Source organism: Streptomyces sp. NPDC002795 (assembly GCF_042888725.1).
In the GTDB taxonomy this organism is placed as follows: Bacteria; Actinomycetota; Actinomycetes; order Streptomycetales; family Streptomycetaceae; genus Streptomyces.
Genome location: NZ_JBIAQB010000016.1, coordinates 26,444 through 52,592, shown reverse-complemented (window position 1 = coordinate 52,592; position 26,149 = coordinate 26,444). Strand labels below are relative to the sequence as shown.

Here is a 26,149-nt window from a genome sequence, read left to right as displayed (position 1 = left end):
GGCTTCATCGGTCCGCCTCCCGGGACGCCGTATTTCAGGGCGGAACGTGCACGGTGGCGTTCACCACCAAGTGCCCCCGCGAAGCCGCCGCCTCGGCGTCAACGCCCTTCGGCTAGTCGCGCCCAAGGACCACCCGAACTCGCTCATTTCGAACGCACAGGAGCTGCACCCAGACCATGGATCCCTTCGCAGACGGGAACGTCGATGCGGTGCGCCCGCGTGTTGTCGCCCTCCTCCCGCCGGGAACTCCCGTCACCGGCCCCTTCACCGTCAGCCGCCTGGATTGGTCGAGAGAAAGGGAGCCTGTTGCTCCGTCCGACCGGCGGCCGGAGGTATTCGGTGACGCCTACGGCCCCGTAGGCACGGGCCAGAAGGCCAAGTTGGTGGTCACGACATTGTTCTGGGGAGATGAGAACACCCCGAAAAGTGGACCGAGGAACATCTGCGACGACCCGGAGAAGCGTGAGAAGTTCAAGCGCCGGAATCGTGGCTTCTGGGGAGGCTGGGACAGTTTGGCCGGACAGCTGGAAGCCGCGATTCAGCCCCGTTCCCGCTGGTGGTACGTGTACTCGTTCCTCGTCTTGACCCCCGACGGGATACAGGTCTTCTACGCACCGAGCGGCGTGATGCCTCCCTCTGACATCGCCGATGAAGGCGCCGAGGCCGGCTGGCACTGCCCCCGTTCTCAACTGGCGTGGATCCGTCATCAAGAGAAGGAGGAGTTGTTCGAGTTCGGCTTTGCCGACGGATCCTGGGCGACTCTCCACCTCCCCAATCCCGAAGCGTTCACGACTCAGGTGTCGGGCATCCTCCAGGCCGGCGCCCCAAGGCCGTAGGGCCGGTGCGCCTGCTGCGACACCGGGCGGTGGCGGCCCGCGTGCCACCCACGGCCCGTCGGCGATGTGCCCGTGCCGCATCTATTGATCGCCCCGCAATGCCATGCTGTCCTGCAATGGGATCGGGCCTTTGTGCTTGCGGGGCCTTTGCGTGGGGTCCCAGACAGGAAGGGACGTTTGCGGTGAGCGGATCGGACCGCAATCAGACGTCGGTCGTGCGGGCGCGGGCGGTCGCGCCGGGTGGTGAGGTGCCGCGGGGAGAGCACAGGGTCGCCCTGGCTGCCCGGGCGCCCGAACCCGGCTACTTCCGCCGCACCCGCGGTTTGCGATCGGAGCGTCGGACTCCCTGGAGTTGGTGCCTGCTTCCGGTGCATGCGGTGGCCAGGCTGGTCTCCATGACCTGGCATCCGTTCGAGGCGTTCTTCGAGGCGGTCTTCTGGCGTGGGGAGAAGAAGCCCGGGAAACCGTTCTGCGGTGACTGGAATTCCATGGCGGGACACCTGGCGCGAGCCATAATGCCCCGGACCAAGAACGGCGCGGACGTGGTCATGCAGGTCACCGGACATCACCTGCAACTCGCATACGTGTCGTGCGCCGGCTCGCTCACGGGCAGGCACGGCCCGGTGGAAGTGGGCTGGTCGACGGAGCTCGGCAAGGTGAGTTGGGTCCGTGACCGAAGCGACGTCGTGGGTGGCTGTCACGAAATCGGTTTCGTGGATGGTTCCTGGTGCTCGGTCCAGTTCATGGGGCAAGGCTGGCGACGTATGGCGGAGGCGTTCCCGTTCAGGTTGAGTCACCTCGACCGCATGCCGGTCGGGCTGGGGTCCTCCTCGTCCTGGTGACAGTTTCGGTGGCGCCTTGCCCTCCCGGGACGGCGCCTGGGGTGTGGCGGAACGTAGACGTGGCCGAGTCCTCGAGCCTGTAGAGCTCAGAGAAGTTGCCCCAGTCGCCAGTCCACCTCACCCCGACGACCGGCCGGGGCTCCCGGAGAACCTGGCCTACAGCCTCACCCTCCCCGCCGGCCGCACTCACCTCACCGTCCCTCGCCCGCGCGGCGACCCACGCCTTCCTCGCCGCGCACCACCTGGCCGACATCCTCGACCCGGCCCTCCAGGCTGTCGGCGAACTCACGGCGGCTGCCTGCCGGTTCACCACGGACGCCGACATCTACGTCTCCCTGCACTACCGCGGCGACGCGCTCCGGGTAACCGTCTACGACGGCCACGCACCCCACGCCAACCACCACCTCGCCGCAGTCTGCGGCGTTCGTCGCCGCGCAACGCTCTGACTCCGCGCCCGCGTCCTCCGCGCCTGCGGCGGCGACTGGGGACACGGGCCCGCTCCCGAACCCGGAGGCGGCACGCCGGACGTGGGTCACGCTGCCGCGGGCGGGTGTGGCGACGTCCGGGGTGAGACGGACGCCGACGCCGGGGCACTCGGTGCGCCAACGTCGACGTCCCCAGCCGATGTCCGCGGCCGGCCGGCGGACAGGGCCGACCCACGTCCCGGCCCTGTCGCGGTCACATCTTGGTGCGCTTCAACAGCCCTGCCCTGCTTGCTAGTTGAGTGCGCTCGGGCCCGGCCGCCTTGCGCGCGGGCTCGGCCTCGTCCCAGTCCTTGGGCTGGGCGAAGATCAGCATTCCGGAATGCGGCAGCATCACGGTGCCGCCGAAGGTGTCGTCCCCGGCGAACCAGACCCAGTCTTCGCGGCGCGCAGGCCAGCGGTCGTGGAGGAGGGGGTCCATGCCGACCATGATCGGCGACTCACCGGAGCCGATGTCGCCCAAGTAGAGGGAACGCTTTCCGTTGCCGCTGAGGTTGAGCGGGTGGAACGGCCGTACGGCAAGCTTGAATGTGCGTACAGCACGAGCGCACTTCCAGGTCCAGTACAGCCCCATTCCTGTACAGCCCAACGCCATGAGTGCCACGACCATGGAAAGCGGCAGGAGCGGGAACAGGTACGTGGCCCCCAGCGTGGCCTGGGCGACAAGACCGACCACTACGACGGCGGCCTGTACGGCGAACCAGCCCATGACCGCCCCGAAGTGGGCCTTGATCGCGGCAGCCGGATCGGGCTGGTTCAGATCGGAGGCGCCACGGCCAGAGGCCTTCGGGTATGTCGCCAGCGCGAGCGCGATGTAGCCGCCGATCATCACGAAGATACCCAGGAGTCCCAGGAGGAAGACGCCGTCGCTCCTAAGGAGGAACGCGAGAGCGTATCCGGCGATGATGGCGATCAGGGCCTTGCCGACCCTGCGTTTGGGAGCTGTCGTGGACGTGGTGAGTGGCTGTCCTGTCACTGTGGATTCTCTCTCGTGGGCGCGGTGCGTCTCGGCTCAGCCGAAGACGTTGCGGACATCGCCGGTCTCCGGGACGAGGTGGGGTGGGGTAGCTGTCGTGCCCGCCTGAGGGTCTCCGAAGGTCACTGTGCGCGCCACCCCCAGGAGTATGTCGCGGTAGTCAGCTGCCTGTGCGATCTCAGCAGTTACCAACTGCACAAAGTAGACGGCGGATGAGTGGGGGGCAGGGATGGCTACGGTGCCTTGCCATACCGGCATTTCCTGGAATTCCTGAGTTAGGGGGTTCTGCCTGGGCGATGCGGTTCGCCGCTCTTGCTCGAAGACGAAGCCCAGCCCGCACGGCAGCTCAACCGGTCGCACGCCCTCGCGGGGTGAGGCATCGGCGGACGGGGGGACGGATCGGGTGAGTGCAGCCTTCGCACCACCGCTCGGGACGGACATCGTCGACACTACGAGCGTCGACATTGCGGGGGACTCGCTGTCCTGCCCAGGATGCAGGCCTAGCGCACACCCCATGACCTGGTGGTTTCGCATGGACAGCAAGGTGGCGGCATACACCCGCAGTGCGGAGTCCGCACGGTCACGTTCCTCGCCCTGGGGCAGGTCACGGATCTGCTCAGCCCTCTCACTGAGATCGCTGAGGGAGGGGGCCAGATCGAGCTGGTGGAAGCCGTGGGGGATCGCCCACCACAGGGCGGGCGCTGGAGTGTCATCGCGCTTCATGTGCGATTCCATTACAGACGGCCCCCTCGAAGCAGCTCGCCGGTGTCCGTGATCATCTCGCCGATGTCTCCTGGTGCGTTCGGCAAGCCGGCGGCGATCTTGGAGTACTCGTTGGTCTCGTGCCCCACTCCGTCCTCGGGGAGAACTCCGAAACTCTCCATGGAGGAGACTGCGTTGACCGCAGTGTTGGCGCCATCAATGGCGAACTCCTTGACCCCGGCGGATGTGGCTGCGTCCAAGGCCTTGTGCTCGAAAGCGGGGACGACGCCCTTGATGAATTGATCTGCCTTGGCTCCCACGGTCAGCGCCTCGCCGCCTTCCCTGGCTACGGCCGCGGCAAGACCGACCTCACTCCCTGACCGTGCGAGCGCGCCTACTCCAGGCACCACCCCGAGGGAATCGCCGATGACGCCGGCCCACGCCTTGACCCCCTCACCCACCCCGTACTCCCCGGTCAGCGAATCTCTGAAGTCCTCACTGGAGAGGTTGTTGGCCAGGGACAGAGCGCTGGCCCCCACAGCGATGGCGAGGAACACGGGTGCGGCTGGGGTAGGCAGCAGTGCCAGGAGCCCGGCGATCGCTCCGATCGTGCCGGCATGCTCCACGATGCCCTCACCGATCGCCTTTAGTGCATCACCGATCGCGGAGACCGTCTTGCCGAGCCAGCCGGGCTCCTTCGGCGCGAGCTTGTCGTCGGCGTCGTCGAGGCGCTTCGCGACCATCTCAGCCTTCGCCTCGTGCTCGGACTCCAGCTCCTTCGCTTTGGTGATTACGTCCTGGTACGCCTGGTTGGCCTGCTCGAGCTTGGTGGAGGCATCGTTGAGGGCGGTCTCGGCGGCGCGCAGCTTCGCCGTAGCCGCGTCGGCCTCAGCCTGGTTGGGGTAGGTCTGGCCGCCGAGGCCAAGGCCCGGATTTTCCTTGGCTCGCTCGTAATGCTGCTGTGCGGAGTCGGCGGCAGACTTCCTCTCCCCGGCTTCATGGTCGTACTTCTTCGCCAGGTCCCGGTGGGAGGTGAGTTCTTGCTCCCAGCTGGTCAGCGCGGCGGCCGCCTTATCCAAGGAATGGGCCGCGTTCTTGACGTACGTGGGGATGTCGCCATCGAGCGCGCCACGGAACGCGTCAGCGGCGTCGCCTTCCCAGTAGCTGCTCTCGCCAAGCAGCTGCTCGATCTGTCGGTGGGTCGAGGTGAGTGTCTTCGAAGCGGTCTTGACCTTCCGCTGCAGTTCGGAGACTTCGGAGGGGGCGCCGGGAACGGGATTCCAGCCGAGGTGAACGTAGGGGTTGGCTGCCACGGGTCACTTCCCAGCCGAGGTGGACGCCTGGAACTTGGTCAAGGCATCGGCGAGATTTTCTTCCAGCTCCTCGTAGCTGAGCTTGTTGTCCTTTACCCCTTCGGAGATGTCGCCGATCTGCTCGCTGAGCTGCTTGGTCGCGTAACGCCACCGGTCTTGGAAGGTGTCGCACGCCTCGTCGAGGCGTGCCGTTCCGATCTGGTCCCCGCGGATGTGGGAGAGCGCGGTGCGCGCCGCACTCAGCTCGTCGATGCTGGCTTCCAGCGAGGCGACGAACTTCCCCAATGCGTCGATATCGGTCTTGTAGTGACTACCCATGCGGCATCCCCCTGTGGTCGGCGTCTGGGGCTGAGGGGTCACGATAAGCCGATTGAAGCGCTCTGCCTTGAGCGGGGCGGGGCCGGAACGCGGCTGTTGCGGCCCGGTTGTCGCTGGCGTGCGGCCTGTGGGTGGGCGGCTGCGGCTACGTGCAGCGGGGCAGCGGAGAGCCCGGATGAATGAACTGCGTCTCCAGCCGGACGAGTTGGCTCAAGGTCGGGTGGGTGCGGTGGCCGGGACCCGTGTGCGAGATGGTTACGCGTCCTATGTCTGATAAAGGAACCTATCCGCCGTACCTGTCGCGGAGTTGTGACGGGTAGTACCGAGCGGGGTGTGGGTGCCGTTCGATAGACTTAAGGACAGGCTTGTGACAGGGGACCGGACTTATCGCCCCCAACGGGAAGAACGGGACTAGCGGGATGAACGGGGAGGGCCAAGCGCATGGCCAGTGACGGGTACAAGGTCGATCTGAGTGCGCTCGACCAGGTCATCAAGAAGCTGAACGCGATTATTGGTGACCTCGGCAAGGCAAACGGGGACACGAAGAGCAACACGTACCTGCCGCCAGGCGCATTGGGTGCGAGCGTGGCTGGGCAGTGCACGACGGGCGGGAGCACGTCGGGCGGCCGGTTCGAAGAGGCGGAAGCGCTGACTTCCGCTCATGCCGAGATGAAGGACTACCTCGAGGCCGTCGTCGCCCACCTGGAGTCGGTGATGGACGACTTCGGGACAAAGACGAAGAAGGCGCACGGGGCGTATCAGGACGCTGAGGCGGACACCTCGAACGCCGTGCATGGGGCGAACCAGGCGTCGACTTCGTCCTCGGGGTCGGGGTCGGGGATCGGTTCGGGTTCGTCGGCGGGGTCGATGTCGGGTGTCTAGAGGCATTGAGGGCGGCGGCGGACGAGTAGGACACGAAGCGAGAGACGAAGGGGGCCTGGGGCGCAATGAGTGACCAGGGCGCGGACTACACCTACCAGGCGCCGACGCAGTGCTACGTCGGCGACAACACGACCGACTTCAAGAACCTGGACATGGACACCATGAAGGCCATGGTCCAGGGCGCCAACCCTGAGAACGTGCACACCGCTGCCAGGGGCTGGAAGGGTGTCCACGACCAGCTTGTCGCGGCCAAGGAGGCCTACGAGCACGCTGTTGCCGAGGTGATGGAGCACTGGCAGGGCTCGTCCGCCGACCAGTTCCAGGCTCGGTCGAAGGTGATCTCAAAGAAGATCCATGACACGTCCACGTATGCGACGCAGGTCTCCACTGCGATGACGAGTGCGGCGACGGTGCTCGGGGAGATCCAGAAGCAAGTCCTGGCTATGCAGAAGCCGTCCGCGGGCGACAGCAGGTCCGACCGTCTCACCGATATCAACCGCGATGAGGACGGCCTCAACAAGGACCTCGCCGACAAGAATGTCACTGCGCAGCAGATCGCTGACGGTCGCGAAGGCGACATGTCGGCGGGGCGCGAGGCGCAGATGGCCATGGCTGTGAAGATGGAGGAGCTGGGGGCGGCTTACAACTCGCAGACCAAGTCGATGGGGTCGTGGTCTCGGAATGGGCGAGTTACCGATAACGAGGACTATCCAGGCGAGCCTGGTGGAGTATCTCCTGTGCCCATCGTCGCTGGTTCCGTAGGCGGTCCCTCTGGCGGTTCCGGCGCTGGCAATCTCAGCCGCTCAACAGCGTCGGGCTCGGCGGTGAAGGGTATGAAGTCGCCGACCACCAACGGCATTAGCGGCGGTATCGGCTCGCAGAAGCCGACGGCCGGCTCGCAGATCGGCGCCGGCAACCTCAGCTTCAATGGCGGCACGGGAACCGGAGCCGGCGGTATCGGTGCGGGGGCCGGCGCTGGTACAGGCGGCATTGGCGGCGGTATGGCTGGTTCCGGAGCCGGTGCTGGCGCGGGTGGTGCCGGAGGAGCGGGGATCGGCGGCGGGATCGGTGCTGGTGCAGGCCTCGGCTCGGGTGCTGCGGGTCGTGGCGGCGCAGGCGCTATGGGGCGCGGCGGCCTCGGTGGTGGTGCGGGTGCCGGAGCTGCCGGCAAGGATGCCGCGAAGGGTATGAAGGGCAATTCGCTGGCCCGTACCAAGGGCGGCGAGATCGGCAAGTCTGTCGTCAAGCCGGGCTCCGGACAGCAGGGCGGTTCCGCTCTGCGTCAGAAGCCGAAGACCGCGACCGGTGGTGCTGGAAAGGACGCCGGCCGTAATGGTCTCGGTGGGCACGGTGCCCAGACGGGCAACGGCAAGGACAAAAAGCGGCGTGACAGCTCTCGCCCGGACTACCTGGTCGAGGATGAGCAGACCTGGGCAAACGGTCGGACTGTTAACCCCAAGGTCGTGGAATAGTCAGGCCTACTGGTTAAGTATGCGGTGAAGACGAGACGGGGCCCGCAGCCTTCGGGCTGTGGGCCCCGCCCTGCGAGGGAAGGTGTTACGGCATGAGCTTCACGCGAGCGCTGCGCGCGGTGAGCGCTGCAGCGGCGGCGGGAGCGCTGCTTTTCGCGGCCGCGCCGACGGCGTCGGCGGACCAGGTCAGAGATGACCAGTGGGCGTTGTCGGCGTTCTCCGCCGATAAGATCTGGCAGGTCGCGACTGGCGAGGGCGTGACGGTTGCCGTGATCGATAGTGGCTTCAAGACCAGCCATCCTGACCTCAAGGGCAAGTTCCTCCCGGGCAAGGACTTTATCGATGGGGACACGTCGATTGAGCCTGATCCGCAGGACAACGATAACCCTGGCCATGGCACAGCGATGGCCAGTATCATCGCTGGCCATGGCCACGGTGCGGGTGGCGGCAACGGAGTAAAGGGCCTGGCGCCAGACGCCAAGATCCTTCCGATCCGTGACGATGGCGGCAAGGGTATGTTCGGTCCGGCGATTCGATACGCCGTTGACCAAGGCGCGGACGTCATCAACATCTCTCAGATCAATTGGACCTCAGAGAGCGCCGATTCAAAGGGAGTTCAGGAGGAGCGGGAGGCCGTCAAATACGCCTTGGATCAGGGCGTGCCTGTCGTCGCAGGCTCTGGCAATGATGGCAAGACGGGCAGCGGTGCTCAAAACCACCCTGCGGTCGACCCGGGGGTTGTAGCGGTCGGCGCCATTGACTCGAATGGCCAGATCTGGGATGGCTCCAACTACGGTTCGCACCTCATGCTTACCGCTCCCGGCGTCGATATCGTCACTGCTGGCATCGACTCCGATGGCTACGACGGCGGCGATGGCACCTCCGACTCCACCGCCTATACCTCCGCCGCCCTTGCCCTCCTCAAGCAGAAGTTCCCTGACCTGGCTCCCGGCCAGCTGGTCAACCGCCTTGTCAAGACAGCCGGCCTTCCGGCTTCTGCGAAGGGCACGTCACTCCCCGACGAGCACTACGGCTATGGCTATATTCAACCGTTGGCCGCCCTCACTAAAGACGTCCCGGCGGGCTCCAAGAGCGGGCCGCTGAAGATCGATGAGCTGAACGCCGCCGTCGGCAAGGCGAAGGGCGGCGATGCCGCGGCTCCGTCCTCCTCGGCGCCCGACGCCGCCTCCGATGCCTCGGACTCGGACGGCATCAGCACCGGCCTGATCGTCGGCATCGCCGCCGGTGTCCTCGTCATCCTGGTGATTGTCGTGATCGTGATTGTGCGCAGCCGCAAGAACAATGGCGGCGGCCCACCGCCCCCCGGTGGTGGTTGGGGCGGTGGTGGTCACCAGCCGTATCCGACGCAACAGCCGTACCCGGGCTCGTACCCGCAGCAGGCGCCTCCCGCGCCGGGCGGTTCGTACCCCCAGGCTCCCTCACAACCACCGTATGGGCAGCAGTAGTTACGGTTACGAAGCCCGCCTGGCCTAACGTGCCAGGCGGGCGATTCACGTTGGTACCGGAATGAGACGGGGCCTGCAGCCTTCGGGCTGTGGGCCCCGCCCTGCGAGGGAAGGTGTTACGGCATGAGCTTCACGCGAGCGCTGCGCGCGGTGGGCGCTGCAGCGGCGGCGGGAGCGCTGCTTTTCGCGGCTGCGCCGACGGCGTCTGCGGACCAGGTCAGAGATGACCAGTGGCCGCTGACGGCGTTCGCTGCCGAGAAGGTCTGGAACGAGGCGACCGGAAAGGGCGTCACGGTCGCGGTCATCGACGGCGGCTTCAAGAAGGACCACCCTGATCTTGCCGGGCAGTTTCTCAAGGGTAAGAACCTCGTCGATGCCTCGGACGAGTCGACCGTGGACCAGGAGGACGTGGCTCACGGCACCGCGATGTCGGGCATCATCGCCGGACATGGTCACGGTGCGGGAGGCGCGAGCGGTGTGAAGGGGCTTGCTCCCGATGCCAAAATCCTCCCCATTCGGTCGATTGGGGACCTTTCCGCATACTTCGCGAAGCCGATCAGGTATGCAGTGGATCACGGCGCAGACGTCATCAATATTTCTCGTGGCGCGGACAATGGAAGTGACGATGCGACGGTTGCCGCGGCGGTGAAGGAGGAACGCGAAGCCATTGCCTATGCGCTGGAACACGGCGTGCCAGTTGTGACCGCGTCCGGAAACCAGGGGAAGACTGGCGTCGACAACCTGCTGTTCCCAGCCAATGAGCCAGGTGCGGTGACTGTTGGTGCCGTTGATTCGCGGGGCGAGATCTGGGACAAGTCCAACTACGGGCCCCCACTTATGCTGGCAGCTCCTGGCGTGAAGAACGTCGTCGCAGGTCTCGACGCCGACGGCTACGACCAGGCCGATGGCACCTCCGGCTCCACCGCCTACGTCTCTGCCGCCCTCGCTCTCCTTAAGCAGAAGTTCCCCGACCTCTCCGCAGGCCAGCTGGTGAACCGCCTCACCAAGACTGCCGGACTCCCCACCTCTGCGAATGGGACGTCGCTTCCTGACGAGCACTTTGGCTACGGCTTCATCAAGCCGTACTCCGCGCTCACCGAGGACATCCCGGCCGGCCCCAAGAACGGCCCGCTGAAGGTCGATGAGCTGAACACTGCCATTGCCCAGGCCAAGGGCAGCGACGCTTCGGCACCCTCTTCGTCGCCCGATGCTGCCTCCGACTCCTCAGACTCCAGTGGCATCAGCACGGGCATGATCGTCGGCATCGCCGTCGGCGCCCTCGTCGTCCTGGTGATCGTCGTCGTGTTGATCGCGCGTAGCCGCAAGAACAATGGCGGTGGCCCGCCCCCGCCCCCCGGCGGTGGATGGGGTGGCGGCGGCCAGGCCCCGTACCCCGGGCAGCAGCCGTCTCCAAACCCGTACCAGCAGCAGCCGCCCCCCCGCGCCGGGTTCGTACCCGCAATCCCCCTCGCAACCGCCCTACGGTCAGCGCTAGTTCGTAGCGCAACAACGGGACCAACGGGCCCAACGCGTCGCGCCAAGTGCCCCGCACCCAGGAGGGTGCGGGGCACTTCGCGCGTGAGATGCGCATACGGAGCCGTGGCGGGGATTGGAAGCTTGGGCCGGGCTCACCACCACGAGATCGGGTGAGATTGCAGCCGGTCATCCAGGAAGCGTGAGGTCCGCCGTGCCCGCCGGGGCGACCCATTCCATTGGCTGTCCGGTCACTTCGGCGATCATGTCGTAGTCGCCGTCGTAGTGGAGCACGGTCGCGCCGTGGCGCTCCGCGGTCGCGGCGATGACGAGGTCCGTACCGGAGACGGCGCGCCAGTTGCCGTTGGCGGCGAGGGTTCGCTGGACTTCAGCTGCCCGGTCCCAGACCTCGTCCGGGGTGGGGAGCCAGTCGAATCCGCGGAGGCCTTCTTGGATGCGGTCGACGTCTGCTTTGGATCGGGCGCTGTAGGCGATCTCGATCTCGATGGCCCCGCAGATCGCCAGCAGTCCTTGGCGGGACAGGCTGTCGAGGCGGGGTGCGACGTTCGGCTTCGGCCAGCGTGCGAACGCCGACTTGTCCAGGAGATAGCGCACGCTCAGGCGACCTGCTCGCGTCCCGTGCCGTCCGAGTTCTCCGTCGGGCCGGTGAGGTCGGGGAGTCCTCCTGACTTCAGCCACTCGGTGAACGACTCGCGCTTGCGCAGCTTGATCAATTCCTCCAGCGCGCCGTTCACGGTGGCCACCTTGGTCTGCGTACCGAGCAATTCGGCGGCCTGGGCCAACAGCTCGTCATTGACGTCGATGACGGTTCTGGACATACGCACCTCCCAAGGTGATATCAAGTTCTCGTTGAGATGATATCGCCGCGAGGGTGGGGGGTGCAATCCAGGTCAATCCAGGTGGCACTCACTGTGTCGACGGGTGCGCTTTGGGTGAGTGGCGCCTGCGTTCGAGTACGGCGGCGTTCTGCGGGCCGGTCAACGTCAAGCTGTCCGTGCCTGAGGCGGGCGGCCACCGGATGGTCGCCGCCCGCCCCCGCGAAGCGTCAGTCGCCCATCTTGATGAGCGATGCCTCGTGCGCCTCACTCGCCACCGAGCTCTTGCCGGTGTTGGAGACCGACGCCAGGAACACGCTGTCGTCGTGCGTGTAGGGCATGGCGAAGGAGTCGTTACCGAGGGCGCCGTCCATGTGCCCGTAGTACTGCTCTTGCGTTTCGGAGCCGGACTTGGGGTCGAGGCTGACGAGATACATGGGGGATCCGTCGCCGCCGAAGTTGTCCTCTCGCCAGCCGCTTTCGTCCTGCTTCAGCGCCAGGAGCTCGTTCCCTGACCCCTGGACGAGCGAGTACTGCACGTCGTCGCTGATTCCGGTGGACCAGACGCGCTTGCCGCTGTCGAGGTCGTACGCGTCGATCGCGGTCCCCAGGCTCGAGTTGCCGTGCTTCTCGGCGATGTAGAGCGTGTCGCCGATGACCTTCAACGCGGCCTGCGGGTCGCCTTCCGTCGCGGCCTCCCGCTGCGAGAAGTACATGTCGGCGGAGGAGTAGTTCTCGAGGTCCTCTCCAAGAACCATGGTGTTTCTGGCCCTGCCGTCGTCCTGGAGGACCGTGTACCCGTTCTTCTTCACGTCCTGGGGGACCCCGACGATGACCGGAGAGGTCGACACGACCGTCGCGTCCTCTCCGTATTCCCACTCGCCGTCACCCATGGCATAGGTCCACTTCGCCTTGCCGGTGGCCGGATCGACACCGGCCGCCGTCGAGCTCTGGCCGTCCGGGGAGCCATAGGCCCAGCGGGTGGTGCAGAGCTGCACCCTCACCAACTGCTTGCCGCCGACGTACCCCTGGCCCTGGCACGCCTTGCCGCCGTACGTCTCCTTCTTGCTGTCCTTCCAGAGCACCTTTCCGGTGCGCAGGTCGTACGCGGTTTTGTCGTTGACGACGACCGTGCCGCCGCTCACCGCGGTGGCGGGACCGTCCTGACGCTTCGGGACCGTGTGCTGCCACAGCTTCTTGCCGGTCTTGAGGTCGAGGGCGAAGAGGCCGTTGCAGTCGTGGACGGCGCCGACGGCGAGGACCGCGATGTCTTCGCTGGACACGGAGGACGCGTGGCAGATCGTGGAGGCTCCCTTACCGGGGGCGGCCATGCCCCATTGGAGGTCGCCGCTGTCCGTGTCGAGCGCACTGACGCCGTCGGTCTGGGCGCGGACGACGTTCTTCCCCGTGAACCACGTGCCGAGGTAGTTCTGGGTGTCGGATTCGCCCCCGTAGTACGGAAGGCTCCACTCGACCTCGGTCTTGGAGGGGTCGAAGAGGATCCAGGCCACCGAGCCGAAGACGGCCGACATGATGACGCTGAGCACCAGGAGGGAGATCAGTACGCCCTTGCCCCGCTTCTTCCCGGGAGTGGAGGACGGCGGGTGCATGGGCGCGAACTGCTGTGGCACGGAGCCCTGTTGGGGGTGCTGTGGCGGGTAGGGCTGCTGCGGTGGATAGGGCTGCTGGGGTGCGTAGCCCTGTTGGGGCGGATACGGCGAGTTGTAGGGCTGCTGTCCCGGTACGGGCGGCATGCCGTTGGAGTAGCCGGGCGTCGTCATGAGATCTGCTTCCTCACGTAGTCGGCCCAGGCGTTCTGGAACTCGTCCGAACCCATCCCGGTGGCCTTCGTCAGTTGCGCGTCCATCCCCTTGGGGTTCTTGTACTGCTCGGCCACGAACGCGAGGGCCTTGTCCTCGCCGTACTTCTCGGCGATGAAGCGGATGGCCAGCCAGCCCAGGGTGTAGTGCGCGCTGTTCTCCGCGTCGTCCGCGCTGTGGAAGTCGTCGCTGAGGGGGAGCTTGCCGTCAAAGGGGTCGACGTAGCTGCCCGAGTAGTACCTCTTCAGGGCGCGCAGTTCCTTGGTCGCCGACGAAGGAGCGTTTCGCATCGCCATGTATTCGGCGAAGCCCTCCACCACCCACACCTGCGACTGGCCGTCGGGGCCCGTCAGCGGCTCCACCAGGGTGTGCGCCAGTTCGTGGTGGCTGATCTCGAGGACGCTCGCGGCATAGTCGGGGCGATTGAACCGGCTCTGCGCGGTGTCCATGACGATCCGGGCGCCGCCGTTCTGGACGTTCACCTTCGCCTTGGTCCCGCCTGCGGTCACCGCCGGCATCTGGATGGACACGCCCGCCTCGGCGATCGACTCGTCGTCCTCCTGGCCGGTGCCCGCGCGGTACATGTGCTTGTACACCTTGCGGTTCTTCTCGAGCGTGACGACGAAGCCGGGCATCGTGTGGCCGCTCTTGGGGCCCTTGGCCGCCCAGACCGCGAGATTGTCCGTCGCCGCCTTCTCGATGTACGGGGCGTAGCGGCGGGCGTCGGCCGCTTGGGCGGAGTCCGACATGATCACGGTGTGCGGCTTGATGGTGACGGCCATCGAGTCGTAAGCGTCCCAGGGGGCCGGGTAGTTGGTCATCTCGCCGTAACCGGGGATCTCCGGAGTGGACGGTCCTACTTCAGTGACCTTCAGGTCCGAGTCCGCAGTCTTCTTCTCTACCGTCCAGCGGTACAGCTCGGCGACGGGGCTGGCGTCGGCCCCCTTCACCTGGTGGACGAACGCCACTTCGACGGAAGCCGACGCGCCCGCTCCGTAGTGGTCCACGGCCCGGCCGTCGATCTTGAGGTACTGGTACTCGGACACCGCGAACGGGACCTTACGAAGGTTCGCGAACAGTGAAGCCTGCTTGGTCTTCAGCGTCGACGAACCGCCCTCGAACGGTGCGAGGTAGGCGCCCTTGTCACCGCCAGTGAGCGCCTCGGAGTGGTTCTTGAGGAGATCGGACATGTCGGCCTGGGTGATCTCGGTTGCCTGCCCGCCATTGCCGGCCACGGGCAACGGGTCGTCGCTGACCGCCTGGACGATGCCGAACACCATCAGGCCGAGCGCGATCACGGCGATTCCGCCGAAGGTCACGGTCACCCACTTGAGGACCGGATTCACGGTGCGCGGTGTATCGCGCTGCGGCGTGACCGGGGGTCTCGGGGGTGCGGGCGGCGGAGACGGTGGCCTGGGTGGCTGTTGCGAGGGATACGACTGTCCGTATCCCTGCGGCGGTTGAAACGACATGGATCCCTCGTTAAAGGGGGGACACACGTCTGTCCCCCGTGACGACGCTTGTCATGCATCCGATGAAGGGGACGCCGCATATTCTTATCAGACGTTTACTTAGGGCGCGGAGGCGTCATCTGTGCCCTTGAGGCGCGCGCGGGTGCGTAAGCGGCAACTTGCCTGTGGTGTAAGGACTTTCGGTGAGGACCGGCGTTGATGTGAACCCCGTTCGACGGCCGGGGCGTTCGTCGTGACTCACAACACGTGTCACAAGGTTGTAGCGTCCGACGGCCGGTTCCTAGGATCGTTCAAGGTCATTTCGCGGCGGCACGAGAGCACAACTCGGCCCGCACGTCGGCACGGTCGTACAACTCAGCGGTGGCGTCGGCCGGTTACGTCGGACCGGGCCGGTCCTGCCGGGAATCCACCTCAGGAAGGGTCTCATGTCCGGGACTGGCTTCGACGTCGAGAGCGCGGCGCTTCGACGTTACGCGCAGGCGGCCGAACAGGCGGCAGACAAAGTCGAGAGCATTCGCAGAAGACTGGCTCCGCTCGACCTCCACCAGCAGACGTTCGGAAGGCTCCCCGAGTCGGACGAGCTCAAGGCCGACTACGACAAACAGTCCGAGGAAGCGGCCACCGACCTCAAGGATGTCCAGGACGCCCTGACGGTCATCGCCGAAACCGTTCGCGGTTCGGCCGATGCCTACGACCAGGGCGAGGAAGCCCAGACCCAGTCGTTCGGGGGCGCTTCCTGATGCCCGACGTACTCGACCGCATCGGCTTCTCGGTCGATTGGAGCAACCCGCTCGCCGACGCGCTGGACTCCACCATCCGCGGCGCCGTCAAGGAACTCGGCCTCGACGACCTCATCGAGAAGGTCAGCGGGGACAACGAACTCCTGACGCGGACCGCGGTGGAGTGGCGCTCCGCCGCCCGTGACATGCAGGGAGTCGTCGACGACCTGGAGGCCGAGCGCAGGACGCTCATCGCCTCCTGGACGGGTGACGCCGCGCAGGCCTTCAGCGGAAAACTCGCCGCATTCGAGGAGGCGCTGCGCGGCGAGGCCGAGGACATGAACACGGTCGCCGAGCTGCTCGAGATGGCGGCGGAGAGCTGCGCCGAGGCCGAGCAGGTGATGCTCGACCTGGTCGTCGAGATCGTCGAAGCACTGCTCGCCGCGGCGGCCACCGCGGCCATCGTCGCCGTCCTCACGGCGGGCGTCGGCGCGGCCATCGGCCCGCTGATCGGCGCGGCCGGAACGGCGAGCCGGATCATGAAGGCCACCCGGATCACCGCGAAGCTCGCCGACAAGCTCAAGGACCTCGCCGAAAGGATGCGCGCGCTGCGCAAGCTGCGTCAGCTGCGCGTGGCTGCCAAACGCGCCTGGCGGCACAAGGACAAGAACTACAAGATCGTCAAGAACGCGGTGAAGTACCCCGTCAAGGTCGGCCTGGGCGCGCAGCTCGGCGGGGCCGCCATGGATGCCGCGCCGCTCGCCAACGACATGCTCAGGGATGCCACGGGCGTGGACGTCGGCGCCAAGGTCTCCGCGGCGGCGGAGGGCGCCGAGCGCACCCTGCACGAGGCCACCGGGCTGGACTCCGTAAGGATGGGGGACAAGACCTGGGACGTCGCGCACCAGACGCCGGACGGCGAGGAGCCCAAATCCCCGCAGGAACAGCAGTACGCGAACCGGCCCGAGCCGGAGACCTTCCGGGACCGCCTCGTTGAACAGGTGCCCGAGCAGCAACGCCCAGTGAAGGATGTCTTCGGATGAGCCCCGGAAACCTGCTCAGCGGGCCGACCCACTCCGACATCGAGCAGCGCGCCGTGAACACCCTGCCACCGGGCACGCCTGTGCACGCGGCGACCGTGGTGCACCCGGGCCCTCGGCTGCGCAGGCCCGCACGCCGGCACCGGCCACGGGTACTGGTGGGTGAACGACTGCCCGGCGACCGCTGGGCCGGATTCAAGCGCGGCATCTGGGGAATCTTCCGTCTCTACGACATCGTCGCCCCGGACCTCGACCTGTTCTGGTGGATGCACCGCAACCGCACCCGCCGTGCCGGAAAGCCCCTCACGGGCGGGCGCGGAAGCCTCGCGGGCCGCCTCGCGTCGGCGCTCTACCCGAGAGTCCCGACCACCGGCGCCGCGACCGTTCTCCTGCTCACGGACCGGGACGCCACCCTGGTCTACGTACAGCGGTCACGCCGCGGCGACCGGCTCGGCGTGGCCGAGGCCGGCTGGAGCGTCCCGGCGCGAGACCTCTTGTCGGTCACCCACCAGCCGCAGGCGGGCGCCGATGCCTGTGACCTGACCTTCACCGACCAGTCGGTCGTACGGGTCAACTGCCCCTGGCGGTCGGGCCCCAGGCTTTGGGAGTTGGGGCGGTAGGCCCGGGAGGTTCATGCGGCCCACCTGCTGTGCGTGAGTATGTGACCATGTGGCGTCGGACGTAGCGACGAGACGCTGAGGAGCACCACGAGTGAAGGCCACGGCCCCCCTCCCCTTGAGCAAGGTCGCCTTCGACGACCCCGGCACGCGGCAGGTCTATGAGCGCGCCAAGCGGCGAGCTCTCAGGAGTCTGCTGATCAGGGGCGTGGTGTGGTGTGTGCTGTTGGGTGTCGCGACTCTTGGACCCGACGAGGAGACTCAACTCGTGCAGGGTGTCGCGTCGTTCGGCGTCATGGTGTGGTCGTTCTTCCTCATCGGGCCGGCCAACTCGGTGCGCTGGTACGCGATGGTCGGGCGCGTGCTGAAGTCGGGACCGTGGCAGAACGCGGTCGCTGTTGTGCGTCCGGACGTCAAGGTGGGCGCGGGGCCGGCCGTTGAGCTTCAGGTCGGATCGGCGGGCGCGGGTGCGGGTGCGGGTGCCGGTGGGGGTGTGGTGGGTGATGGACAGGTGAGTGCTGTTCCGGCGTCGACCACCGCGACCGCCAAGACGACGGCTCCGATCTTCGCCGTGCGGGCGCCGCGGCGTCACAGGCGGCGGGTGTCGGAGCTGGAGCAGGGGGCCTGGTTCGTGGGGGAGCCGGACTGGGTGGGCGTGATCAGCGAGCCGGGTGGGGACAGGTTCATGGTGCTGCAACTGCACCGTTCGTAGGTGAGGAACGCCCCGCGTAGCAAACCACAGCCAGCCACGGGCAGACCCTTCACAGGGGGCGACCCCACGCAGTCCGAACCGGTCGCCCTCGCCGGAGACAACATGGTCGTGCCCCAGGGGGCCTCCATTTTCCGGGGCACGCTCAGAACAACCCGTGCCACATCTGCTCGATGATCAGGGACCACCAATTCGTCGGTTCCGACAGGGCGTTCGGGTCGATGGCCAGGAGGCGGGTCTGGAGGTCGGCGACGATGTTGCCTGCCGTGTGCGGGTTCGCGTCGAGCATGTGGCCGCGCGTCGCGTACAGCGTGGCGAGGGAGTACGCGAAGGCGGCGACCGAGGAGTTGACGTACTGGAGGCTGCCGTCCAGGGGCATGGCCGCCCAGACCTGGCCGCTGTCGCGCTGCACCGTGATCACGAACATGCCGTCGGTGCCGATGCGGGTGTGTGTGGCGAGGGTGTTGGCCGCGGCAGGGGGCAGTTGGGCGCCCGTGCCAATGAGGTGGTTGCGTGCTTCCGCGAACATGCCGCCCATGACGGGCGGGACGCCGGGCGCGTCGGTGTCCGCCAGGAAGAAGAGGGGGACGTCGGCAGGGAGGCCGACGGTGGCCAGTGTTGCGCGGGCGGAGTCCGGGAGAGCTGCGGTGGCCAGGAGTGGGGGAGCGTAGCGGCGGACCTGCTGCTCGCCGAAGACCTGTGTGAGCAGCGGGCCCAGTTCCGCGTCCGGCAGGACATGCGTGGGCGGTACGGGGTGGGGGAGCGGTGCGCGGGACGGTTGTGGGGGTGCTGGCTGGCCCGCGAGTTGGGCCATCTGTTGTGCGTGGGAAGTGAGCGCGGTGATGCCCTCGGTGCGGGAGGCCTGGTCCCGGCCGTAGGGGTGGGCGTGCGAGTGGGAGGCGTTCGGGAACGTGGTCAACAGGACGTTCGCCGTGTAGCCGCCGGGGAAGTAGCCGGGGCACAGGTCCGTGTGGATCGCCACGACGTTCTCCACGGGCACCCGCAACTCGCCCAGCTGCGCCATGCCCTGGTACTCGGCCGGCGGCTTGCCGGGAGCCGAGGTGGCCGTGACGTAGGCCTCCTGGCCTGTGCGCGGGTCGACGTAGGTGAAGACCGCGGTGTTGCCCGGGCCGGTGGCCGGGCGGCCACCGCCACCGCCACCGGCAGGAGCGGGTGTCGGCTGGTGCGGCTGAGGGGCTGCCGTGGGCGGTGTGGGTGGGGCCAGCGGGTAGTCCACCACGGTGGGGGTGGGCTGCGGGGCCGTGGCGCCCGAGACCCCCGAACCAGAGCCTCCCGAACTCTGGTCGGCCGAGCCCAACACGCGCGCGTACTGCGTCAGTCCGTCCTCCTCGAACGCCGACGCCAGCATCCGCGCGCGCTGCGCCGGCCCCGCCTGCGTACGCGTCAGGAGCGGGGCGATCCGCAGGTACGTACGTCCCGGAGCGGGCAGCTCGGACGAGTGGGAAGCGTCGGCGGCGACCTCCTCAACCGCAGCCCGCAGCACCACCGGGTCCGTGTGCACCAGCAGCCACGGGTCCTTGAGCAGGCGGGGCAGCTGGCCCGCGCCCAGGAGGTGGCCGACGATGCCGTCCCGTACGTAGGGGTCGGCATGCTCCCAGCCCTCGGCGGGGACCCGCTCCAGCAGCTCCATCGCGAGGCACAGGTGTGCGGCGCGTACATCGGGCAGTGTGGCGCGGATCGCCTCGCCGAGCGCCGGGTGGGTGAGGGTGATGAGGGTGGGTTCGGTTGCGTCCTCGTCGTTCACCGTGGTGACGAACGGGCCGGCGAGGGGCATGCCGTTGGCGATGTCCTGCGACAGGTCGCGCGCGGCCAGCGCCGAGGCCAGTGGTGCCCACAACGGCAGTGGCAGTCCCTCGCCTTCGGCGAGGGCGAGCGGGGCGAGCATCGCGGGCAGGAGGGCCGGGTCGGCGCCTAGGCGCTGGGCGTGCATGGCGACGGCCTCGGCGGGACCGGCGGGGAAGAGGGCGGCGTTCGGCGGCGGCTCCGGGGCCAACAGGTGGGCGCTGACGGCCAGTTGAGCGGTCAGGCGGCTGCCGCCGGGGCCCGTGGCCGTGCGCGACGCGATGCCCTGCGCGAGCCAGAGCCGCATCTGGGGATCGTCGGTGAACGGGAGTCGGGGCGCCCCGAAGTTCGGGTCGAGCGCGATCTGGGTCTGCAGGGTGAGGCCCTGGAGGTCGGCGTGCTCGGGCGCGTCGAGATCGATGACCTGCGCCGTCCCTGCGGGGAGCGCGGCGGCGATCTCGGCGGCCACCGCGCGCGGGACCTCGGCGAGGAGACGTACGGAGGGGAGCCCCGCGAGCGGCAGCAGCAGCTCGCGCGCCATCCGCTCGGGCCCGCGCCCGGCCCGTACGGGACCGGCCTCAGCCACATCGGGCACGACGATCACGCGCTCGCCCGCGCCCAAGGCCTCGTACACCTGCGCATCGCGCGCGACGTCGAAGCCGTAGTGGTCGGCGAGCAGCCACAGCACCTGGGCGGGCGTGCGTCCCGCGGCGCTCGGCACCGCGGGCGCGGGCAGTGGCGGCGGGACGGTCCACGGGTCGAGGCGCGCGAGGTCGATGCGCTCGCGGTGGCCGGGGTCGCAGAGCATCAGGAAACCGGTCAGCAGGCGCGAACTGCCGCATCCCGGCGAGCCGGTGAGGAGAACGACGCGCGGCGCGTCCGGAACGGCGGCCCGCCAGGCGGCGAGTGCGCGCAGGGCGGAGGCGCGGCCGCCGATGAACGGATGCGGCTCGTAGGCGACCTGCTGCGGCCCTGCCATGGGGTGCTGCTGCGGCGCCGCCATGGGGCTGTTCTGCCAGCTCACGACTCTCCCTGGTTCCCCGTAAACACGTGCCTGCTCACTCTACGGGCGAGCTCTGACAACGGGGTACGTGAGGCTGGCGGGGGTTGCCCGGGTGTCAGGGTGGCTTGGTAAACTCGGCGCAAAATTACGTCTGTTGAGGCACACGGGGTCCTTCGGATGTACGGCGACACGGGGGAGATGCCGCCATGGCGATGATGCTGCCGGACGAGTTGGCCTGGCTGCTGGAGATGTTGGGCTTCGATTGGCCGACGGCCAATGAGGACCACATGATGCAGGCCGCTCAGACGTGGCGGGATTTCGGGACGCAGGTCGGCGACATCCAGTCGGATGCGATGCGGTCGGCCGGGAACGTCACGTCGGACAATTACGGCGAGTCGATCGACGCGTTCGTCGAGAAGTGGGAAAAGTTCTCGGGCGGGTCGGGGTATCTGGACGATGCGCGGCAGGCGGCCGAGGTGATCGCGTCGGTCTTCGATGTCGCGGCGATGCTGATCATCGGGATGAAGATCGCGGTGATCATCCAGCTGATTGTGCTGGCGGTTCAGATCGCGGTGGCGGCGGCGACGGCGGTGGTCACGTTCGGGTTGTCGGCGGTGGCTTCGGCGGGGATGACGCAGGTGGCGCGGCTCGCGGTCCGCAAGATTTTGAAGGAGGCCGCGCAGGCGTTGCTGGAGGCGGCGCTTGAGGCGGTGAAGGAACCGTTCGTCTCCGCGTTGGAGGAGATGAGCAAGGATCTGGTCGCGCAGACGGTGAACCAGAACTTCGGTGCGCAGGACGGCTACAACCTGGGCCGCACGGCGGATGCGGGCAAGACGGCGGTCAAGGACGGTTTCGACAACTTCGGCGCCACGCTGGGTGAGTCGCTGCGGGACGGGGCCGGGGGCCGGGCCGGGGCGCATGCGCGGGGCGGGTTGGACAGTGCGGCGGGGAACGGGTCGTCGTCGGGTGGGACGGATGCGGATGCGGATGCGGGCGCGGGGGGCGGTACAGGGTCCGCGACGGGTTCCGGTTCAGGGGCCGGGGCCGGTGCCGGTGCTGGTGCGAATGGTGGCACCGGGGCGGGTTCAGGTGCCGGTGGTGGTTCCGGCGGGGATGGTTCCGGGGGTACGTCGGGGGGTGACGGGGCGGGGGCTGGTTCCGGTGGAGCGGCGTCCGGTGGGTCCGGGGTCGGCTCGGGTGGTTCCGGTTCCGGTTCCGGTGGGTCAGGGGCTGGTTCTGGGTCGTCCGGGTCCGGGGGTGGCGGAGGCGGTACGGCTGGCGCTTCGGCTTCTGGCGACACCAGTGACACCGGCGGCGCAGGGACAACAGGCAATGGCAGTACGGGAGTCGGATCGCAGGCGGGCTCGAACGGTGACGCCGGATCGACGTCTACGCCGACCCCCTCCCCGGCGCCGTCGTCCGATCGGCCACTGACCCCGTTCGACGAGGGCTACAACGAGCAGCAGCCCGCGTCCGGGTCTTCCACGTCGTCCGATGCCGGCGGCTCCACGGGCCCGTCGAGCACGCCGGACGCCGCACCGTCGTCCGGAACGCCGGACGTGTCGACGGGTACGGACTCTCAGCGCGACGGTAGCGAGACGGCCACGCCCGCGCCCGCCGCGCAGTCGGACCCGACCACCTCCTCGGTCCCGCACGCGCGCGTGGATTCGGACACGGCCACACCGTCACCCGCACCGACCCCCACGCCGGACACGGCGCCGCCCACCACCGGGCAGCCCGATCCGTCCCAGGGCATCAACACGGCCTCGGAGAGCGCCGCCGCCCCGGCGCAGGAGTCCAACGGCCCTGCCGCACAGACCCCTTCGCCCGACCGCGGGAACGATCCGTCGACCGCGACGGACCCACGTGCCCAGGGTCAGCAGCCCGCCACTCCCACGGCGACGCCGGCGGGCACCCCCACGCCCACCGACACCTCATCACCCACCTCCACGTCCACCGGTACGTCCGCGACGTCGGGCTCCATACCGAGCGCGGGCGTCGGCGCCGGTGCGCACGGCGGCTCTTCCGACTCACCGTCGCGTACGTCGTCGTCCAACCCGACGTTCCACTCCCAGAGCGCCACGGCCACCGAGGCCCACCCTCGCCCTACCCCTACGCCAACACCTGCGGGCGACCCGAACGCCGCGACACCGAACCCCAACCAGACGCCGAACGCGGCACCGACCGCGACCCCGGGCCCGGTCGCGAACGCCTCCACCACGCCGAACCAGGGTCCGACACGCCAGCCCAACCAGTCGACGACGCCGCCCCGTACGGACACGCCCCGCAACGAGGCCCCCGGCCGCGCGACCCCTACGACGACCCGCTCCGAGCCGACAACCGCGTCGACCCCTCGCCCCAACACCCCCACCAACAACAGGCCGGGCACCACCACGTCCAACCCCTCCACGACCCCGAACCAGCCCGGCATCGCCTCGACGCCCACGCCGAACCAGACGCCGAATCAGGCTCCGGGGCAGACACCTACGCAGCCGGCGAACCAGGCCCCGAGCCAGGCAACGTCCCAGACGCCGAGCCAGCCTGCGAACCAGACGCCTAACCAGGCTCCGAGCCAGGTCCCTGGGCAGACGCCGGCCCAGCCTGCGAATCAAGTCCCGAATCAGACGCCGAGCCAGCCTGCGAATCAGGCCCCGAACCAGGCTCCGAGTCAGACGCCTCCGCAGCCGACGCCCCAGGTCCCGAATCAGGCAACGCCCCAGACGCCGACGGCCAACAACCCCGGCGCCCAGCAGCCCAGTTCGAACGACCAGCCCACGCAGGAATCATCCGAGAACACCCCGCCGAAGCAAGAACAGCCAGCCCCCCTTTCCCAGGGCCAGAGCCTCCAGCAGATCCGCGACAGCCTCAACCACGCCCCGTACGGCCTGCTGACGCCGGACCCCGCCCACCAGCAGGCTCTGGCCAACGCCGTCCCTCGCAGCGAGGACGGCACCCCCCAGCGCCACCCCGACCCGAACGGCGAGTGGGCCCAACTCCAGAACGATGGCGGTCTCTCGCAGCCGGGCCGTTCCAACAACTGCCTCGACAACGCCCGCGCAGGCCTGTCGACGTGGTTCGGCGACCCTCAGGTCTCCGCACCCCGCACCCCGGACAAGAACCAGGACGGCTCGCTCGACACGATGTCGCCCGAGCGCGACTCGTACAACAACCTCGACGCCTGGGCTGGCCGCCCCCAGATCTGGGCCGGCGCCGACCACCCCAACCCGTACGCGCGAATAGCCCAGCACCTCCAGGAGGCGGGTCCCGGCTCGGCGGCCGTGGTGGGCGTGCAGTGGCCGGGCGGCGGCGGTCACGCCTTCAACGTCTACAACCACAACGGCCAGATCATCTGGGTCGACCACCAGACCGGCGAAGTCAGTCCCAACCCCATCCACACCGGCGCCGCCGGCGTCCGCTACGTCCCCTTCGACTCCAACGGGCAGACCATGGACGCCCCTTGGGAGAAGCAGGACGACGCGGAGAAGGAAGAGGGTCAGAAGCAGGAAGACTCGCAGTCACAAGAGGCGCAGCAGCAGAGCGAGGACCAGGCGGCACAGTCGCAGGGAGACCAAAAGCAAGACGAGAACCAGACGCAGCACCAGCAGAGTCCGTCGGTGAACGAGACGGACAACTCGCAGCAGAGCCCGTCGGCGAATCAGGCTGACAACTCGCAGCACAGCCCGTTCTCCAACGAGACCGACAACTCCCAGGACAACCCGTCGGCGAACCAGGCGGACAACTCCGAACAGAGCAATACGACCGCCACCACCTCCACGGCACCGGGCTCTCATGGCGATACCCCGGCCAACGGTCCGGGACCCGAATCCCCGGCCGGGAGCACACCGCAGGTCGGATACGGCGCGGCGTCTCCCGAAGCCGACGGCAACGGTTCCTCGCAGGCTGACCCACCTGCCTCGGACACGCCTGAGTCGGATGACGTCAACACCCCTGGTCCTGAACAATCCGCCAACTCCACTGGCACGGACGACGCCAGCACTTCTCCAGCCTCTGCTGATTCCACCCAATCCACGCAGACCATAGGGGCACACCCGGACGACAATCAGCCCCGAGTTCACCGTGAGCACGCCGGTGCACGCCTGCTTCCGCTGATGCCCGGGGACCAGCAGCGCGTCGAATCGGTCCGTGAGCGAGAGGCCAAGTCGCTTCGGCGGCAACTGAACTCTCAGGCGAAGCGGGTCGAAAAGGAGATGGCCCAGGCCAAGAAGGATGGGGCCCCTCCGGAAGAGATCGACGCCCTCAAGGAAAGGGCCAAGGACCTCCGCCAGCAGGCCAAGGACGTCACTCCGCGGAAGCTGGAAGACGATGAGCGGACGGACGTTCCGCCGGATGAAGCTCAGGACAGGATGCGGCAGGAGAACCCTGTCTACCGGATTGAGCACGACGAGGTGGACCAGCGGCTGTCGGCATGGGCGGACCCGAAGCATCCTGACGCCGTGAACGGGGTCAGCCCGCTGGCGAGGGTCCTCAGGACCGCTGCGGGCCAGGATTCACATGAGAACTCTGCCGACCACAAGCCCAGGACCTTCACCCGCGACGGATTGGAAAAGGCGCTCCCCGGTTTCGCGGAACTCAACCGAGGTGAGCAAATGCATGTCGTGTCGACACTGGCACGCATGAGTCAGGCCGTTCATCACGAATATGGAGTGGGAAACAATCCGGGAACAAGCTCCAAGGATCCGATCGGTGGTCTCCGTGCACGTCTCGACCGGGTCCCCAAGAAGATCGCCGAGGAAGCCGCCGCACGTAAACTGCAGGACACTCCACATGTGCCCGACCTGGGCGGCGTGAACTACGCCGTTATCGAGATCGAACGTGACGGGGTCGTGGAGTACATCGTGGACTCCTCGGTTCCGAAAAAGGACGGAGTCAGCGACAAGCAGCGGCATTCCGAGGACCACCTGCTGGATTGGATCGTCGACCGCAACGAGGCGCTTCAGGCTGCCGGCGAGTCGGCCTATCAGGTGCGCCGCTTGTACACCGAGCGTGAACCCTGCGGGCTGGACAAGGGTGGTCGGCACAGTTCCAACTGTTCGGATCAGCTGAGGTCGAGAATTCCTGGAGTGCCGGTCTACTACAGCACGGCGTACCGGGCTCATGAATCGCGGGCCGCGGCGCGTGAGGAGTATCGGAACGCCAACCGTGAGCAGTTCAAAGCGGACAGAGGGATTTCGACCATGCAGCAATCCGACAGGAACGCATTCGACCGGGAGGTCATGCGGGCGGTCCCCGAGTCGCGCCAGGAAATGCAGATGAACCGGGACTTCGACCGCGTCATCAAGGAAAAGACTCGCAGCCTGTGGCGTGCAGTTGCCGGGCAGCTACGATGACGCGATCAGTTGACCGAGCG

Annotated in this window: 21 protein-coding genes; 12 read left to right on the top strand and 9 right to left on the bottom strand. The window is 67.7% G+C overall.

The window, feature by feature from the left end; translation table 11 throughout:
* Positions 1 to 176 precede the first annotated feature (176 nt).
* From ACFYWS_RS36100 to ACFYWS_RS36090, 3 genes are all read left to right on the top strand, one after another.
* A complete protein-coding gene (locus tag ACFYWS_RS36100; protein WP_389283537.1) occupies positions 177 to 836 on the top strand; it encodes a hypothetical protein in 660 nt (219 codons plus the stop codon).
* A gap of 182 nt (positions 837 to 1,018) precedes the next feature.
* Positions 1,019 to 1,678 (top strand): hypothetical protein, encoded by a 660-nt coding sequence (locus ACFYWS_RS36095; RefSeq protein ID WP_389283536.1) that lies wholly within the window; start codon positions 1,019 to 1,021, stop codon positions 1,676 to 1,678.
* Positions 1,679 to 1,773: 95 nt separating this feature from the next.
* Entirely contained in the window at positions 1,774 to 2,124 is a 351-nt protein-coding gene (locus ACFYWS_RS36090; protein WP_389283534.1) for a hypothetical protein, read from the top strand.
* Between the two features lie 232 nt (positions 2,125 to 2,356).
* Here ACFYWS_RS36090 and ACFYWS_RS36085 read toward each other — a convergent pair whose 3' ends face one another.
* From ACFYWS_RS36085 to ACFYWS_RS36070, 4 genes are read right to left on the bottom strand one after another with little or no spacing between them, the layout of a single operon-like run.
* Entirely contained in the window at positions 2,357 to 3,136 is a 780-nt protein-coding gene (locus ACFYWS_RS36085; protein ID WP_389283533.1) for a hypothetical protein, read from the bottom strand.
* A 36-nt stretch (positions 3,137 to 3,172) separates the two neighbouring features.
* Positions 3,173 to 3,859, bottom strand: coding sequence for a hypothetical protein (locus ACFYWS_RS36080; protein WP_389283531.1), 687 nt, complete (start codon positions 3,857 to 3,859; stop codon positions 3,173 to 3,175).
* Positions 3,860 to 3,870: 11 nt separating this feature from the next.
* The gene (locus tag ACFYWS_RS36075; protein ID WP_389283530.1) at positions 3,871 to 5,151 is read right to left on the bottom strand and encodes a putative T7SS-secreted protein; all 1,281 of its coding nucleotides are present in this window, start codon (positions 5,149 to 5,151) and stop codon (positions 3,871 to 3,873) included.
* A 3-nt stretch (positions 5,152 to 5,154) separates the two neighbouring features.
* A complete protein-coding gene (locus tag ACFYWS_RS36070) occupies positions 5,155 to 5,469 on the bottom strand; it encodes a hypothetical protein (RefSeq protein WP_389283528.1) in 315 nt (104 codons plus the stop codon).
* Between the two features lie 441 nt (positions 5,470 to 5,910).
* Between ACFYWS_RS36070 and ACFYWS_RS36065 the strand changes: the two genes are divergently transcribed.
* The 4 genes from ACFYWS_RS36065 to ACFYWS_RS36050 all read left to right on the top strand — a co-directional run bounded on the left by ACFYWS_RS36065 (position 5,911) and on the right by ACFYWS_RS36050 (position 10,939).
* Entirely contained in the window at positions 5,911 to 6,351 is a 441-nt protein-coding gene (locus ACFYWS_RS36065; RefSeq protein WP_389283526.1) for a hypothetical protein, read from the top strand.
* Positions 6,352 to 6,416: 65 nt separating this feature from the next.
* Positions 6,417 to 7,823, top strand: a complete 1,407-nt coding sequence (locus ACFYWS_RS36060; RefSeq protein ID WP_389283524.1) for a WXG100 family type VII secretion target — start codon at positions 6,417 to 6,419, stop codon at positions 7,821 to 7,823.
* A gap of 92 nt (positions 7,824 to 7,915) precedes the next feature.
* A complete protein-coding gene (locus tag ACFYWS_RS36055; RefSeq protein ID WP_389283522.1) occupies positions 7,916 to 9,289 on the top strand; it encodes a S8 family serine peptidase in 1,374 nt (457 codons plus the stop codon).
* Positions 9,290 to 9,412: 123 nt separating this feature from the next.
* On the top strand, positions 9,413 to 10,939 hold the full coding sequence (locus ACFYWS_RS36050) for a S8 family serine peptidase (protein WP_389283521.1): 1,527 nt from the start codon (positions 9,413 to 9,415) through the stop codon (positions 10,937 to 10,939).
* A 12-nt stretch (positions 10,940 to 10,951) separates the two neighbouring features.
* Here ACFYWS_RS36050 and ACFYWS_RS36045 read toward each other — a convergent pair whose 3' ends face one another.
* The 4 genes from ACFYWS_RS36045 to ACFYWS_RS36030 all read right to left on the bottom strand — a co-directional run bounded on the left by ACFYWS_RS36045 (position 10,952) and on the right by ACFYWS_RS36030 (position 14,764).
* Positions 10,952 to 11,383 carry a PIN domain nuclease gene (locus tag ACFYWS_RS36045; protein WP_389283700.1) on the bottom strand — a complete coding sequence of 144 codons (432 nt, stop codon included), beginning with the start codon at positions 11,381 to 11,383 and terminating at the stop codon, positions 10,952 to 10,954.
* Positions 11,380 to 11,601 carry a type II toxin-antitoxin system VapB family antitoxin gene (locus ACFYWS_RS36040; RefSeq protein ID WP_389283519.1) on the bottom strand — a complete coding sequence of 74 codons (222 nt, stop codon included), beginning with the start codon at positions 11,599 to 11,601 and terminating at the stop codon, positions 11,380 to 11,382. Before ACFYWS_RS36040 ends, ACFYWS_RS36045 begins: the two co-directional genes overlap by 4 nt.
* A 227-nt stretch (positions 11,602 to 11,828) precedes the next feature.
* On the bottom strand, positions 11,829 to 13,379 hold the full coding sequence (locus ACFYWS_RS36035) for a PQQ-binding-like beta-propeller repeat protein (RefSeq protein ID WP_389283517.1): 1,551 nt from the start codon (positions 13,377 to 13,379) through the stop codon (positions 11,829 to 11,831).
* Positions 13,376 to 14,764, bottom strand: coding sequence for a hypothetical protein (locus tag ACFYWS_RS36030; protein WP_389283516.1), 1,389 nt, complete (start codon positions 14,762 to 14,764; stop codon positions 13,376 to 13,378). The genes ACFYWS_RS36035 and ACFYWS_RS36030 overlap by 4 nt, the downstream gene beginning before the upstream one ends.
* 551 nt (positions 14,765 to 15,315) lie before the next feature.
* On the opposite strand from ACFYWS_RS36030, the gene ACFYWS_RS36025 reads away from it, so the two are divergent.
* From ACFYWS_RS36025 to ACFYWS_RS36010, 4 genes are all read left to right on the top strand, one after another.
* Positions 15,316 to 15,630 carry a hypothetical protein gene (locus ACFYWS_RS36025; RefSeq protein WP_389283515.1) on the top strand — a complete coding sequence of 105 codons (315 nt, stop codon included), beginning with the start codon at positions 15,316 to 15,318 and terminating at the stop codon, positions 15,628 to 15,630.
* Entirely contained in the window at positions 15,630 to 16,652 is a 1,023-nt protein-coding gene (locus ACFYWS_RS36020) for a WXG100 family type VII secretion target (RefSeq protein WP_389283513.1), read from the top strand. Before ACFYWS_RS36025 ends, ACFYWS_RS36020 begins: the two co-directional genes overlap by 1 nt.
* Entirely contained in the window at positions 16,649 to 17,269 is a 621-nt protein-coding gene (locus ACFYWS_RS36015; protein WP_389283511.1) for a hypothetical protein, read from the top strand. The genes ACFYWS_RS36020 and ACFYWS_RS36015 overlap by 4 nt, the downstream gene beginning before the upstream one ends.
* Positions 17,270 to 17,360: 91 nt before the next feature.
* The gene (locus ACFYWS_RS36010) at positions 17,361 to 17,978 is read left to right on the top strand and encodes a hypothetical protein (protein WP_389283509.1); all 618 of its coding nucleotides are present in this window, start codon (positions 17,361 to 17,363) and stop codon (positions 17,976 to 17,978) included.
* A gap of 142 nt (positions 17,979 to 18,120) precedes the next feature.
* On the opposite strand, the gene ACFYWS_RS36005 is transcribed toward ACFYWS_RS36010, so the two are convergent.
* Entirely contained in the window at positions 18,121 to 20,802 is a 2,682-nt protein-coding gene (locus ACFYWS_RS36005) for an SUKH-4 family immunity protein (protein WP_389283507.1), read from the bottom strand.
* 185 nt (positions 20,803 to 20,987) lie between these two features.
* On the opposite strand from ACFYWS_RS36005, the gene ACFYWS_RS36000 reads away from it, so the two are divergent.
* On the top strand, positions 20,988 to 26,129 hold the full coding sequence (locus ACFYWS_RS36000; RefSeq protein WP_389283505.1) for a toxin glutamine deamidase domain-containing protein: 5,142 nt from the start codon (positions 20,988 to 20,990) through the stop codon (positions 26,127 to 26,129).
* The last annotated feature ends 20 nt before the right edge of the window (positions 26,130 to 26,149 follow it).